The sequence below is a fragment of the Streptomyces sp. CB03238 genome, from assembly GCF_002099185.1.
GTDB lineage: Bacteria > Actinomycetota > Actinomycetes > Streptomycetales > Streptomycetaceae > Streptomyces.
Window position 1 is genome coordinate 244,150 of record NZ_NBCN01000004.1, and the last position, 13,283, is coordinate 257,432.

Consider the following 13,283-nt stretch of genomic DNA (forward strand, 5'->3'; position numbering starts at 1 on the left):
TGGCGGCTGCTGCCATGGGGGCATGACACGATCCGACACCAACGCCGTCGAGGTACGAGGCCTCGTCAAGCACTACGGCGCCACCAAGGCACTGGACGGGGTGGACCTCTCCGTACGCGAAGGCACCGTCCTCGGTGTGCTCGGCCCCAACGGCGCCGGGAAGACCACCCTCGTCCGCTGCCTGTCCACCCTGATCGTCCCGGACGCCGGGACCGCCACCGTCGCCGGGTACGACGTCGTCCGCGAGCCCCGGCAGCTGCGCCGCACCATCGGCCTCACCGGGCAGTACGCGTCGGTCGACGAGAAGCTGTCCGGCTGGGAGAACCTGTACATGATCGGGCGGCTGCTCGACCTGTCCCGCAAGGGCGCCCGCCGGCGCGCCGACGAGATGCTGGAACGGTTCTCGCTGACGGATGCCGCGAAGCGCCCCGCCATGACGTACTCCGGCGGCATGCGGCGCCGCCTGGACCTGGCCGCCTCCATGATCGGCCGCCCGGCCGTCCTCTACCTGGACGAGCCGACGACGGGCCTGGACCCCCGTACCCGCAACGAGGTGTGGGACGAGGTCCAGCGGATGGTCGCCGAGGGCGCCACCGTCCTGCTCACCACCCAGTACATGGAGGAGGCCGAGCAACTGGCGCACGAGCTCACCGTGATCGACCGGGGGCGGGTCATCGCCGGCGGCGGGGTCGACGAGCTCAAGGCCAAGGTCGGCGGCCGCACCCTCCAGGTCCGGCCCGTGGACCCCGCCCAACTCCCCGCCATGGCACGGGCCCTGGGCGACAGCGGACTGGCCGGCGTCGCGGGGGCGACGGTCGTCCCGGACGAGGGGCTGCTGTACGTGCCGATCCTCAGCGACGAGCAACTGACCGCGGTCGTCGGCCTGCTGGGCGCGCACGGCTTCGGCATCGCGCACATCGGTACGCATCTGCCCAGCCTGGACGAGGTGTTCCTGGCTCTCACGGGCGAGAAGACGCCGTCCGTGTCCGACACGATCCCCGAGGAGGTCGCCGCGTGAGCGCCACGACTGCCCCCGTTTCCGAGGGGCGGATCGGCCTGCGGGCCAACGCCCGGCACATCGGCGCTCTCGTGCGCCGCAACGCCCTGCAGATCAAGCAGGACCCGGAGTCGATGTTCGACGCCGTGCTGATGCCGATCGTCTTCATCCTGCTGTTCGTGTACGTCTTCGGCGGCGCGATCGCCGGCAAGGGCAACCAGGAGGACTACGTCAACTACGTCACGCCCGGCCTGATGGCGATGATGGGTCTCAACATCGCCATGGCCGTCGGCACCGGTGTCAACGACGACTTCAAGAAGGGCGTGATGGACCGGTTCCGGACGATGCCGATCGCCCGGTCGTCGGTCCTCATCGCGAAGATCGTCGTCGAGGTCGGCCGGATGCTGATCGCCACGACGATCCTGCTCGGCATGGGCTTCCTGCTGGGCATGGAGATCAGGACCTCGGTGCTCGACCTGCTGGCGGCGGTGGGGCTGTCGGTGGTCTTCGGCGCCTCGCTGATGTGGATCTTCATCCTGCTCGGTCTCACCATGAAGACGGCGCAGGCCGTGCAGGGGGTGGCCATGCTCGTGCTGATGCCGTTGCAGTTCGGCTCCTCCATCTTCGCCCCGCCGGCCTCGATGCCGGGCTGGCTGGAGACGTTCACCGACTACAACCCGCTGTCGAACCTGGCGGACGCCGCCCGGAACCTGATCAACGGCGGGCCGGTCGCCCACTCGGTGTGGGTGACGCTCGCCTGGGCGGCGGGCATCACGCTCGTCACGGCGCCGCTCGCGGTGGCCAGGTTCCGCAACAAGACCTGAGCCGTCTTCAGGTGCTGTGCAGCAGGGCGGCGGCCTCCTCGGCGGTGAGGCCGCCGCCCTCGGCGTACGCGGCGTCGAAGGCGGCGTCCCCGAGGGCGGCACGGGCCGCCCCCTTGGCGTCCGCCAGGTTCTCCCGTTCCATCGGGGTGAGCACGTGCCCGTCCGGGAGGAGACCGGCGTGCGTCCCGAGCAGCACGGCTCCCGTTCGCGCCCGGTCGCGGCCGCCCAGTCCGGTGAGCGCCCGGGCGGCGGTGACCAGGTGGATGGCCGGCATGTGCGGCGCGACCATCATCGACAGCGGCTCCCGGGCGTGGGCCAGGGCCCGGGCGGCCCGGTCGAGGGCGTCGGTGTACCGGCCGTCCAGGTTGTCGAGCCAGGCGAGCACGCCGAGCGTGAAGCCCTCGAAGAGGGACAGGGAGTCGTAGGCGAACTCCTCGCGGACCACCCGGAGTTGCTCGCGGGCCTCGGCGGTGCGGCCGGTGCGGCCCAGCCACAGCGCCAGATAGAGCCGGGCGGCCGGCACGGCCTCGTGGCCGGCGCTGCGGCCACGGGCCAGCACCTCGCGCAGGATCGCCTCGCCCTCGGCGCCCCGGCCGGTCTCGTTGAGCGTCTCGGCGTACCGGACGCGCAGCAGCGACATCTGGGCCTGGGCGCCGAGCCGCGCGGCGTGGCCGATGGCGGCCTCGAAGTCCTCGGCGGCGCCCTCGAACTCGCCCCGCCGCTCCCGGGCCTCGGCGCGCGCCGCCAGCGCCTCGGCCGCGCCCCAGGAGTCACCGAGCCGGTCGAAGATCTTCAGGCTCTCGTCGGCGTCGCGGGCCGCGTCGCCCGCCCAGTCGCTCCGGTTGGCCAGCACATTGGCACGCATCTGGAGGACACCGGCCAGCTCCCACTCGTACTGGTACCGGCGGCAGGTGTCGACGGTCTCGTCGAGGAGGCCGCGCAGCTCCCCGGGGTCGCCGGTGAGCAGCACGGCGTACCACCAGAGCGTGCCGGGCATGCGGCACGTCTGCGGCAGCCCCGGGCGGTACGCGCCACGCATCCGGCGCAGCCGCTCCAGGCCGTCCGGGGTGGTCCAGGTGGACGTCTGGTGGTCCATGTTGAGCAGCTGGACCAGGCGTACGCCGCGGCGCGCCTCCTGGAGCTGGTCGTCGTCCATCGGCGGCGGGGCGTCGGTGCACCGCTCGGTGAGGGGAGGTGCGGGGGTGACGGGTGGGGCGTACGGGTCGGGGCCGAGCGCGGCGGCGGCCTCGGACCAGTGCAGGGCGTCGGTACGCAGGTCGCGCATGTGCCAGTACCAGACCAGGGACAGGACGAGGCACAGCGCCTCGTGCTCGTCGCTGGCGGCGACGGCGCGGCGCAGCGCGGTGCGGAGGTTCTCGTACTCCAGCTGGAGGCAGTCGAGTGCGGCGCGCTGGCGCGGGCCGCGCAGCTCGGGGTCGGCGGTGCGGGCGAGCTCGCGGTAGTGGACGAGGTGGCGGTGCTCGGCGGCGGCGCGGTCGCCGGCCTGGTCGAGGCGTTCGGCGGTGTACTCGGAGACGGTTTCGAGGAGCCGGTAGCGCATGTCGCCGCCCTCCGTGGGGGTGGCGACGACCAGCGACTTGTCGACCAGCGAACCGAGCAGGTCCAGGGTGTGACCGCCGCAGACGGCTTCGGCCGCGTCCAGGTCGCAGCCGCCGGAGAACACCGACAGCCGCCGCAGCACGGCCCGTTCCGGCTCGTCGAGCAGGTCCCAGGACCAGTCGACGACCGCGCGCAGCGTCTGCTGGCGCGGCAGGACGGTACGGCTGCCGCCGGTGAGCAGCCGGAAGCGGTCGTCGAGCCGGTCGGCGATCTGGCGCGGGGTGAGCATACGGAGGCGGGCGGCGGCCAGCTCGATGGCGAGGGGCAGGCCGTCGAGGCGGCGGCAGATCTCGGCGCACGCGTCCGGGTCGTCGGCCACGTCGAAGCCGGGCCTTGCGGCCGCCCCGCGCTCGGCGAGCAGCCGCAGCGCCATCGGGTCGGGCAGCGGGTCGACCGGGCGAACCGTCTCGCCCGGTACACCCAGGGGTTCCCGGCTGGTGGCGAGGACGGTGAGCCCGGGGCACTCCTCCAGGAGCCGCTCGGCGAGCGTGGCGGCGGCGGTGACGACGTGCTCGCAGTTGTCCAGCAGGATCAGCATGCGGCGGCCGGAGCAGTGCTCGGCGAGCCGTACGAGGGCGTCGTCGGCGTCGCCGTGCCGCTCGGCCGCCCGCAGCTCCTCCGCGCCGGCGCCGCGCAGCACGGTCTGGCGCGCCCCGAGCGCGGTCAGCACGGCGTCCGGTACGGCGTCGGGGTCGTCGACCGGCGCGAGCTCGGCCAGCCACACGCCGTCGGGCCACGCCTGCGCGCCGCGCTCGGCGGCCTCCTGCGACAGCCGCGTCTTCCCGGCCCCGCCGGGCCCGAGCAACGTCACGAGCCGCGCCCGCGCGAGGTCGCCGAGGACGACCCCGATGTCCTCCTCCCGCCCCACGAAACTGGTCAGCCGCGCCCGCACATTCCCCCGGCGGGGCGCGGTCTCGGGCCGACCGCCCGACCCCCCGGCCGGACGACGCCCGTCGGGCGCCTCCCCCCGGCGGCCGAAGGCACCGGCGGGCGCCACACCCGCCCCCGGACCGGCCGGGCGGTGCGCGTCGCCCCCGCGACGGGGCCCGGTGTCGAGGTGGCCGTGGGAACCGCCCACGGGCGGAACGCCTGGCCCCGGGCCGGCGGCCGCGCCGCCCCGGCCGTCCCCGGCCGAAAAACGCCCATCGGACGCCTCGCCCCGGCGGCCGGAGGTACCCGGCGCGTCGCCCCCGCGACGGGGCCCGGCGTCGGGATGGCCGTGGGAACCGCCCACGGGCGGGCCGCCTGGCCCCGGGGCAGCCGGGCGGGCGGGGCCCGTGGCGAGGTGGCCGCCCGGGACCGGCGCGCCGTCACCGGCCGGACGGCGCACATCCCTCGCGCCGCCCCGGCGGGCGGAGGCAGGGGTGAGGAGTTCGGTGTGGAGGGTGCGGAGTTCGGGGCCCGGGGTGGTGCCCAGGCGGATGGCGAGGTCCTGGCGTACCGCCTCGTACGCCGCCAGCGCCTCCGCCGCGCGGCCCGCCGCGCGCAGGGCCCGGATGCGCAGCGCCTGGAGTGGTTCGTCGAGTGGGAACTCGCCGCACAGGGCGGCCAGTTCGGGCAGCGTCTCCTGGCCGCGGCCGAGCGCCAGCAGGGCCGTGAGCCGGGCGCGGCGGGCCTCGTGGCGGCGGGTCTCCCAGCGGGCCGCCTCCGCCGTCCGGTCGGGCAGGTCCGCGAGCGCCCCGCCCCGCCACAGCGCGAGCGCGTCGTCCAGGGCGGTCACCGCCTTGTACGGGTCGCCCGCCTCCAGCGCCCGTACGCCCTCGGCCGTGAGCCGCTCGAAACGGTGCAGGTCCACGTCGTCGGCGTCGGCGCCGAGCCGGTACCCGCCCGCCGCCGAGACCACCGCGTCCGGCCCGAGCGCCCGCCGCAACCGCCCCACCAGTGCCTGCAGCGCGCCCGGCGCGTCGGCGGGCGGGTCACCGTCCCACACCTCGTCGATCAGCAGCCCGACCGGCACGGTCCGCCCGGCGCGCAGCGCCAGTACCGTCAGCAGCGCGCGCAGCCGCGCCCCGCCCACCGGTACGGCGGAGCCGTCCGCGCCGTGGACCTGCGTGGGACCGAGCAGTGAGATGCGCACCGCCCCATTCTCCTTCCCCCGGCCCCTCGCGCCGTGTCCGGTACGGTCAATCGGTCCGCACACGCCCGCACGACTCCCTGGAGCGCCGCCCATGGCCACCGCCACCTCCCGCCACAGCGACCGGAGGGTCAGCCCCGTCTTCCTCGGGATCGCCGCCATCATGGCGGTCACCGGATGGGCGGTGTGGACGGGCTTCTCCGCCAACCTCGGCCTGGCCGTCTTCCTCTTCGTGACGGCCGGGTGGATCGTCTCCCTCTGCCTGCACGAGTACGCGCACGCCCGCACCGCCCACCACGGCGGTGACATCACCATCGGCGCGAAGGGCTACCTGACCCTCAACCCGCTGAAGTACACGCACCCGTTGCTGAGCATCGTGCTGCCGGTGGTCTTCGTGATCATGGGCGGTCTCGGCCTGCCGGGCGGCGCGGTCTTCATCGAGCAGGACCGTATCCGCAGCCGCGTCAAGCGCAGTCTGGTCTCGGCGGCCGGCCCGCTGACGAACGCCGTCTGCGTGGTCCTGTTCACCGCGCCGTTCTGGCTGGGCGCGCTGGACGGCGTACCGGTGCCGTTCCGCTTCGCGCTCGCGTTCCTGGCGCTGCTGGAGGTGTCGGCCGTGATCCTGAACTTCCTGCCGGTGCCGGGACTCGACGGTTACGGCGTGATCGAGCCGTGGCTCTCGTACAAGATCCGCCGGCAGATCCAGCCGTACGCCGCCTACGGACTGCTGGCCGTCTTCGCCTGCCTCTTCTTCATCCCCGAAGTGCGCGACGCCTTCTTCACCCTGGTGCACACGGTCATGCAGGGCCTGGGCATCGAGGAGCTGGAGACGTACTGCGGGCGGGACCTCTACCTCTTCTGGCAGGAGCAGAGCGCGGCCTGCCAGGACCTCGTCAGCCAGTGACGTTCTTCGCCCGGCGGTGGTAGTACCAGGCCATGTTCGAGGAGACGCCGGCCAGCAGCACCCATACGATGCCGAGCCAGGTGCCCTGGACGAAGGAGACCACCGCCGCGGCGGCGGCGAGGACGCAGACGGCGAGGGCGTACAGAGCGAGGCGGGGCATGGGGGACGGCTCCTGTCCGGGTACGGCGTGAAACGTGCCCGTCCAGTGTCCCCCATGCCCGCGAACGCCTAGACGTCGGTCAGGCGCAGGCCGGCGTGGGCCTTGTAGCGGCGGTTGACCGAGATCAGGTTGGCGACCAGCGCCTCCACCTGGTGGGCGCCGCGCAGCCGGCCCGCGAACACGCCGCGCATGCCGGGGATGCGGCCCGCGAGGGCCTGCACGATGTCCGTGTCGGCGCGCTTCTCGCCCAGCACCATCACGTCCGTGTCGATCTCCTCGACCGTCGCGTCCTGGAGCAGCACCGCGGACAGGTGGTGGAAGGCGGCGGTCACGCGCGAGTCCGGCAGCAGGGCGGCGGCCTGCTCGGCGGCGCTGCCCTCCTGGGGCTTGAGGGCGTAGGCGCCCCGCTTGTCGAAGCCGAGCGGGTTGACGCAGTCGACGACGAGCTTGCCACGCAGCTCCTCGCGCAGCGATTCGAGCGTCCTGGCGTGCCCGTCCCACGGCACGGCGACGATCACGACATCGCTGCGCCGCGCGCACTCGGCGTTGTCGGCGCCCTCGACGCCCAGGCCCAGCTCGGCGGCCGCGGCCTCGGCGCGCTCGGCGGCCCGCGAGCCGATGATCACCTTCTGGCCGGCGCGGGCGAGGCGGTAGGCGAGGCCGCGGCCCTGGTCGCCGGTGCCGCCGAGGACACCGACGACGAGCCCGGAGACGTCGGGGAGGTCGTACGGATCAGTAGTCATGGTCCCGACACTACGCGGCACACCCCCGTCCGGGTGACGCGCCGCCGAACGCCCACGCAAGGCACGGGAAGAGGGGACGATACGGCGCCATGGATGCCGTACGCGTCGCCCTGCTGCGTGAGGTCCTGGACGGTACCAAGTGGCCCGCGGCGGCCCGCCGGTTCGCGTCCGTCCTGCGGTCCTCGGTGGTGCCGCAGGGCGGCGGACTGCTGCTGGTGGGCACGGAGCGGTACGAGCCGTGGCACCTGGCCGCGCACCTGGTGGACGAGGCGGCGTGGTCGGGGCGGCCGGAGCTGGCACCCACGCTGGTACGGCACGGGGCGCGGCCCTCGGACCCGGCGCACCTGGCGGTGGGACTGGGCCGGCTGGAGGCGGCCGGGCGCGGCTCGACCCTCCTCGTGGTGGCCCCCGAGCGGCCGGACGGCGCCCTGCTGGAACGGGTGCACGACGCGCGGCGGGCGGGCGCGACGGTGCTGTCGCTGGACGGCGGCGACCGGGAGGTGCACGGCCTGGCGCACGAGGCGCTGACGGTGACGGAGGCGGACGACGTGGACCTCGACATCGTGCAGCACCTGGTGAGCGCGGCGGCCGGCGAGAACACCCTGCTGGCCGCGCCGCCCGGCCGCCGCCGGTTCCGGGACCGCCTGGCGCGCCTGGCCGACCATGTGACCTCGCCACCGCCCCCACGCTGGTAGGGCGCCCGGCCTTCCGGAGCGGCGGCCTGGCGTGCCCGGCCTCGGCCCTGAGGCCCCATTCCCACCGACCCGCAGACGACCAACGCCCGGTGCGGGCCGTGCCCCCCATCCCCCACCGCCCCGCAGATGGCCACCGGCCGGGGTGGGGCCGTGCAGGGTCGCCCCCGCAGAGGCCGGCGGCGACGGTCGGGCTCCCAACTCGACGTACCCAAGGCCGCCGGCCTCGAGGAGGTGAGCCCGGAGGGGCCCCGCCCCCCACCCACCGGCAGGCGCCGACCCGCACCGCGCCACCGGCGGTTGCCCCCGCCCCCGGGGCGAACCGGGAACGGTCACAGCCCCGGGTGGAACCGCCGACAGGGCACCGCCCCGGTCCCGTTGTGCCCACCCGTCCCGCCCCAGCGGGACGAATGCCCACAACAGGGGAGGAGCCGTCCACGACTGCCCACAACGGGGGGACCGCCCGGCAGGGCGACCGTCCACAACGGGGGAGGAGCCGGGCAACCGCCCACAACGGGGGGGAAGCACCACCCAACAGAGCGACCGCCCACAACGGGGGACCGCCCGGCGGGGCGACCGTCCACAACCGGGGGCGAACCCCAGCGAAAAGCGGCCGTCAGGAGGTGGGGCCTCCCTCGTCGCGGGGGGCGTCGTGCCATTTGGGGTCGGTTTCCCACTGGAGGTTGCGCTCACGGGCGGTCTCCATCGCGTGGGAGGCCTCCTCCCGGGTCGCGTACGGGCCGAAGCGGTCCGCCGCCCGGCACTCCGGGCCCTCCTCGACCCTCCCGTGCTTCAGGCAGTAGTACCACTCGCCCGGCTTTCCGACGGTACGCCTCTTGAACAGGGCCATCTCGGCTCCTTCCTCTGTCGCAATGGTGCCCCGCGATGCCTGGTTAGACTCGCTGGCATGTCTGGCCAGTCGCTGCTCGTACCAGGGGAGCTCTCCCCCACCCGTTCCGTTCCCGGATCCATCCGCCGCCCCGAGTACGTGGGCAAGCCCGCCCCGACGCCGTACACCGGCCCCGAGGTGCAGGATGCCGACACCATCGAGCGGATGCGCATCGCGGGCCGCATCGCCGCGCAGGCGATGGAGGAGGCCGCCAAGCACATCGCGCCGGGCGCGACCACGGACGAGCTGGACCGGGTCGCGCACGAGTACATGTGCGACCACGGCGCCTACCCGTCGACGCTGGGCTACCGGGGCTTTCCGAAGTCCCTGTGCTCCTCGGTCAACGAGGTCATCTGCCATGGCATCCCCGATTCCACCGTCCTGCGCGACGGCGACATCGTGAACCTCGACGTGACGGCGTACATCCACGGTGTCCACGGCGACAACAACGCCACCTACCTGTGCGGAGACGTCGACGAGGAGTCGCGGCTGCTCGTCGAGCGGACCCGTGAGTCGCTCAACCGTGCCATCAAGGCGGTCAAGCCGGGCCGCCAGATCAACGTCATCGGCCGCGTCATCGAGTCGTACGCCAAGCGCTTCGGCTACGGGGTGGTGCGGGACTTCACCGGGCACGGGATCAACTCCTCGTTCCACTCCGGCCTGATCATTCCGCACTACGACTCCCCGCACGCCACCACGGTCATCCAGCCCGGCATGACGTTCACGATCGAGCCGATGCTGACGCTGGGCACGCACGAGTACGACATGTGGGACGACGGCTGGACGGTGGTGACGAAGGACCGCAAGCGAACCGCGCAGTTCGAGCACACGCTCGTGGTCACGGACACGGGTGCGGAAATTCTTACGTTGCCCTGACGCGCCAGGCGGGTACGGTTTTACCGACAGACCGTCGGGAACCAGTTGACTTAGGTATGCCTAAGTAGGAAGATCGGCGGTAGTGGTGGCGGTCACGGCTGCCACATCCCGTCCCCTCGGTCCCCGGAGGCCCGCCTTGGACGCAAGCGGTACCGTCACCCCGTTCTCGACGCTCATCCGCACCGCTTCGCACCAGCAGCACACCGAAGCGGAGAACTCGACCTTCATGAGTGACCTGCTCGGCGGACGGCTCGGTGTGGAGGCCTACGCCCGCTACACCGAGCAGCTCTGGTTCGTGTACCGGGCCCTGGAAGGTGCCGCCGACGCGCTGGCGGACGACCCGGTGGCCGGGCCGTTCATACAGCCGGAGCTGTTCCGCACCGCCGAGCTGGAGCGGGACCTGGCCCACCTGCGCGGGCCGGACTGGCGCGCGGCGGCCACGCCGCTGCCCGCCACCACCGCGTACGCCGCCCGCGTCGAGGAGTGCGCCCGCACCTGGCCCGCCGGGTACGTCGCCCACCACTACACGCGCTACCTGGGCGACCTGTCCGGCGGCCAGATCATCCGCGACAAGGCCGAGCGGACCTGGGGCTTCGCGCGCAAGGGCGACGGCGTGCGGTTCTACGTCTTCGACCAGATCCCCAACCCGGCCGCCTTCAAGCGGGGTTACCGGGAACTGCTGGACCAGGTGAACGCCGACGACCTGGAGAAGCAGCGGATCATCGACGAGTGCAGGCGCGCCTTCGACTTCAACGGCGCCGTCTTCCGCGAGCTGGGGAGCGAGTTCCCGCTCAGCGCCTGACGTTCAGCGCCTGATCTCCCGCACCCGGCCGCCGAGTTCGATCGTGCCGTCGGGGCCGGGGGCCGTCAGCAACTGCGACCCCCGGCCCTGCGCGATGTTCAGCGCCCTGCCCAACCGGTCGGTGAGCAGCAGGGCGGCGGCGCCCGTCGCCTCGTCCTCCTCGATGCCGTCGCCGCGCCCCGGGAACGCCCGCGCCCGCACCCGGCCGGCCGCCTCGTCCTCCCACGCCCACGCGTACACCCACTCGCCGGGCGGCGGCACGTCCAGCGCGTCCACCTCGGCGGCGGATCCGTACTGGCGTACCGTCCGGTCCGGCGCCCACTCCGCGCGGGCGGTGATCCAGGTGAACTCGCCGTCCTGCCGCGCCCACACCTCACCCACCGGAGGGTTCACCACCTCCAGGTCCAGCAGCCAGGCCGTGCCCACGAGCGGATGCCCGGCGAACGGCAGGCGCACGCCGGGCGTGTAGATGTCGACGACCCCGCGCTCGGGGTCGTCGACGAACACGGTCTCGCTGAAGCCCAGGTGCTTGGCGAACGCCTGCCGGGACGCCTCGTCGGGGTGGAGCCGTCCGTCGCGTACGACACCGAGGAGGTTGCCGTGGCGGCCGTCTCCTCCGCAGAAGACGGCGAGCACGTCGTATGCACTGTTCACCCGGGCATTGAAGCACGCGTTCCGTACGCGTACGTGTGCTCAGACGGTACGGCGGCGGCGCACCGCGAACACCACGGCGCCGTGGGCCGCACCCGCACGACGGGGCCCCGCTCGTGGTTCCCGTAAGGGGTCTACGGGAGGGAACCCGAACCCGGCGCTCCGTCCGCTCCGGACCCCGGTAGGGTTCGGACGGTCATATGGGGGTCGAGGAGCAGAGGCAACCGATGAGAAGGCGAGTCCCAGGGCGGGTGGCGGCGGCGCTCGCGGCGACGACGGTGCTGGCGCTGACGGCGAGCGGGTGCGTGACGGTGCACGGCGAGCTGGAGGTCGTACCGACGGCGACGACGGACGAGGCCGCGCAGGCGCTGGCGGATTTCACCGACGCGTACAACAAGGCCGACAAGGCCTACGACCCCGCCCTCGACGCGGGGCGGGTCACCGGCGCCCTGGGGGCGATCAACCAGGCCGGGCTGAAGGCCCGCAGCGTCACCAGCCCCGGTGGCAACCCCAGCCACCGGCCGCTGGAGCTCACCGACGCCCGGTACGTCATACCGAAGAAGGCCGGCTGGCCGCGCTGGTTCGTCGCGGACACCGACTCCAACCGGGACACCGACCAGGGCGCGGACGACAGCCGCTGGGTGCTGGTCTTCGTACGCAACGGCCCGGAGCAGCTGTGGGAGGTCGCGTACCTGCAGATCCTGCCCGCCGACGGGGTCCCGAAGTTCAGGACGGACCAGGACGGGTGGGCCGAGCCGGCCGCGCCGGACTCCACGGCGCTCGCGGTGGCGCCGAAGAACCTGAGCGAGGAGTACTCCTCGTACCTGCAGACCGGGAAGCCGGCGCACTTCACGGCCGGGCCGCACACCTCGATGTGGCGCGACGAGCGGAACAAGGTCGCCCACCGGCCCGGGCTGTCCACCCAGTACGTGGACCAGCCGCTGGACACCGGTGACTACGCCCCGCTGGGGCTGACCACCCAGGACGGCGGCGCGCTGGTCTTCTTCGCGACACGGTTCTACGACCGGCAGACAGCGGCCAAGGGCTACCGGCCGAAGGTGAATCCCGACGTACGGGCGCTGATGACCGGTGAGGTCAAGAGCACCCTCACCAAGGAGTGGGTGTCCAGCCAGGCGGTGCTGGTGAAGCCGGCGGGTGCGCAGTCGGACCAGGTGACGGTCCTGGCCCGGCTTCAGGGTGTGACGTCGGCGACGGGTTCGTGACCCGGTTCAGCGGCTGAGCGGCCAGGCCACCGAGTGGTGGTCGTCGTGCTCGTCGTACTGGTCGGCGTGGCGGGCGCACGCGTCGGTGAGCGCCTCCAGCAGGGTCAGCGGGTCCGGCAGCGGGTGCTCCGGGCCGCGCACCCACTCCACGCCCAGCTCACCGGGTAGGCGGGCGGGCGGTACGAGGACGTAGGAGCCGCGGCAGTGCCAGCGCAGGCCCGGGTGCTCGTCCATCGTCTCGGGGTGGCAGTCCAGCTCGCACGGCCACCACTCGTCCTCGTCCTCGGGGGTGCCGCGGGTGGCGGTGAAGAACAGCATCCGGCCGTCCCCGGACTCGGCGACCGGGCCGACGTCGATGCCCTTGCCGAGCAGCCGCTCCAACGCGGCGCGACCGGCCTCCAGCGGAACGTCGAGGACGTCGTGGACCATGCCGGTCGCGGTGATGAAGTTGGCGTGCGGCTGGCCCTGGGCCCAGCGCTCGATCTGGGCCCGGTCGGTGGTGGACTGGGTCTGCCAGGCGAAGGAGACGGGATGGCGGGCGGGCGTGGGACAGCCGATGCGTTCGCATGAACATCGGTAGCCGACGGGGTACGCGGCGGGGGCGAGGGGCAGGCCTGCGGCGGCGGTGGCCCGGAGCAGATCTTCGCGGCTCGGTGTCTCGACGGCGGCCTTCTTCGGGCGCCGGCGCAGCCATTGCGCGAGTTTGTTCTCCGTGCCGCGGTAGCGGCCGATCCCGTCGCCCATCTATCCCCTCACACCTCTGCCAAGCCCTGCGGTCCCTGCCATGGTCCCACCATCCTGGGCCTTCGGTGACCGGAGTCCCCAACC

13 protein-coding genes are annotated in these 13,283 nt (G+C 73.4%); 7 read left to right on the top strand and 6 right to left on the bottom strand.

The window, feature by feature from the left end; translation table 11 throughout:
• Window positions 1–22 precede the first annotated feature (22 nt).
• Entirely contained in the window at window positions 23–1,018 is a 996-nt protein-coding gene (locus tag BKD26_RS08365) for an ATP-binding cassette domain-containing protein (RefSeq protein ID WP_084897188.1), read from the top strand.
• Window positions 1,015–1,821, top strand: coding sequence for an ABC transporter permease (locus BKD26_RS08370; RefSeq protein WP_084897189.1), 807 nt, complete (start codon window positions 1,015–1,017; stop codon window positions 1,819–1,821). The genes BKD26_RS08365 and BKD26_RS08370 overlap by 4 nt, the downstream gene beginning before the upstream one ends.
• Before the next feature lie 7 nt (window positions 1,822–1,828).
• Here the strand turns inward: BKD26_RS08370 and BKD26_RS08375 are convergent, their stop codons facing one another.
• The gene (locus BKD26_RS08375; protein WP_241518579.1) at window positions 1,829–5,518 is read right to left on the bottom strand and encodes a BTAD domain-containing putative transcriptional regulator; all 3,690 of its coding nucleotides are present in this window, start codon (window positions 5,516–5,518) and stop codon (window positions 1,829–1,831) included.
• A gap of 91 nt (window positions 5,519–5,609) precedes the next feature.
• Here BKD26_RS08375 and BKD26_RS08380 point away from each other — a divergent pair, with 91 nt between their 5' ends.
• Entirely contained in the window at window positions 5,610–6,419 is an 810-nt protein-coding gene (locus BKD26_RS08380) for a site-2 protease family protein (RefSeq protein WP_084897191.1), read from the top strand.
• On the opposite strand, the gene BKD26_RS40160 is transcribed toward BKD26_RS08380, so the two are convergent.
• Window positions 6,409–6,579 carry a hypothetical protein gene (locus BKD26_RS40160; protein ID WP_179166464.1) on the bottom strand — a complete coding sequence of 57 codons (171 nt, stop codon included), beginning with the start codon at window positions 6,577–6,579 and terminating at the stop codon, window positions 6,409–6,411. The genes BKD26_RS08380 and BKD26_RS40160 overlap by 11 nt on opposite strands.
• A 68-nt stretch (window positions 6,580–6,647) precedes the next feature.
• Window positions 6,648–7,322: an NADPH-dependent F420 reductase gene (npdG, locus tag BKD26_RS08385; RefSeq protein WP_084897192.1), complete on the bottom strand. Its 675-nt coding sequence runs from the start codon at window positions 7,320–7,322 to the stop codon at window positions 6,648–6,650.
• A gap of 89 nt (window positions 7,323–7,411) precedes the next feature.
• Here npdG and BKD26_RS08390 point away from each other — a divergent pair, with 89 nt between their 5' ends.
• A complete protein-coding gene (locus tag BKD26_RS08390) occupies window positions 7,412–8,017 on the top strand; it encodes a hypothetical protein (protein WP_084897193.1) in 606 nt (201 codons plus the stop codon).
• A 613-nt stretch (window positions 8,018–8,630) separates the two neighbouring features.
• On the opposite strand, the gene BKD26_RS08395 is transcribed toward BKD26_RS08390, so the two are convergent.
• Window positions 8,631–8,864, bottom strand: coding sequence for a hypothetical protein (locus BKD26_RS08395; protein ID WP_084897194.1), 234 nt, complete (start codon window positions 8,862–8,864; stop codon window positions 8,631–8,633).
• Window positions 8,865–8,921: 57 nt separating this feature from the next.
• Between BKD26_RS08395 and map the strand changes: the two genes are divergently transcribed.
• On the top strand, window positions 8,922–9,779 hold the full coding sequence (map, locus tag BKD26_RS08400) for a type I methionyl aminopeptidase (RefSeq protein ID WP_084897195.1): 858 nt from the start codon (window positions 8,922–8,924) through the stop codon (window positions 9,777–9,779).
• 136 nt (window positions 9,780–9,915) lie between these two features.
• A complete protein-coding gene (locus BKD26_RS08405; RefSeq protein WP_084897196.1) occupies window positions 9,916–10,581 on the top strand; it encodes a biliverdin-producing heme oxygenase in 666 nt (221 codons plus the stop codon).
• 3 nt (window positions 10,582–10,584) lie between these two features.
• On the opposite strand, the gene BKD26_RS08410 is transcribed toward BKD26_RS08405, so the two are convergent.
• Window positions 10,585–11,235, bottom strand: coding sequence for a PhzF family phenazine biosynthesis protein (locus tag BKD26_RS08410; protein ID WP_084897197.1), 651 nt, complete (start codon window positions 11,233–11,235; stop codon window positions 10,585–10,587).
• Window positions 11,236–11,459: 224 nt separating this feature from the next.
• On the opposite strand from BKD26_RS08410, the gene BKD26_RS08415 reads away from it, so the two are divergent.
• Entirely contained in the window at window positions 11,460–12,455 is a 996-nt protein-coding gene (locus BKD26_RS08415) for a hypothetical protein (protein WP_084897198.1), read from the top strand.
• A gap of 6 nt (window positions 12,456–12,461) precedes the next feature.
• Here the strand turns inward: BKD26_RS08415 and BKD26_RS08420 are convergent, their stop codons facing one another.
• Window positions 12,462–13,199 carry a bifunctional DNA primase/polymerase gene (locus BKD26_RS08420; protein ID WP_084897199.1) on the bottom strand — a complete coding sequence of 246 codons (738 nt, stop codon included), beginning with the start codon at window positions 13,197–13,199 and terminating at the stop codon, window positions 12,462–12,464.
• Window positions 13,200–13,283: the final 84 nt, after the last annotated feature.

Excerpts from the sequence above, each read along its gene's own strand:
- BKD26_RS08365 (WP_084897188.1), top strand. The coding sequence starts at position 23 with ATGACACGATCCGACACCAACGCCGTCGAGGTACGAGGCCTCGTCAAG.
- BKD26_RS08380 (WP_084897191.1), top strand. The coding sequence starts at position 5,610 with ATGGCCACCGCCACCTCCCGCCACAGCGACCGGAGGGTCAGCCCCGTC.
- BKD26_RS40160 (WP_179166464.1), bottom strand. The coding sequence starts at position 6,579 with ATGCCCCGCCTCGCTCTGTACGCCCTCGCCGTCTGCGTCCTCGCCGCC.
- npdG (WP_084897192.1), bottom strand. The coding sequence starts at position 7,322 with ATGACTACTGATCCGTACGACCTCCCCGACGTCTCCGGGCTCGTCGTC.
- BKD26_RS08390 (WP_084897193.1), top strand. The coding sequence starts at position 7,412 with ATGGATGCCGTACGCGTCGCCCTGCTGCGTGAGGTCCTGGACGGTACC.
- BKD26_RS08395 (WP_084897194.1), bottom strand. The coding sequence starts at position 8,864 with ATGGCCCTGTTCAAGAGGCGTACCGTCGGAAAGCCGGGCGAGTGGTAC.
- map (WP_084897195.1), top strand. The coding sequence starts at position 8,922 with ATGTCTGGCCAGTCGCTGCTCGTACCAGGGGAGCTCTCCCCCACCCGT.
- BKD26_RS08415 (WP_084897198.1), top strand. The coding sequence starts at position 11,460 with ATGAGAAGGCGAGTCCCAGGGCGGGTGGCGGCGGCGCTCGCGGCGACG.
- BKD26_RS08420 (WP_084897199.1), bottom strand. The coding sequence starts at position 13,199 with ATGGGCGACGGGATCGGCCGCTACCGCGGCACGGAGAACAAACTCGCG.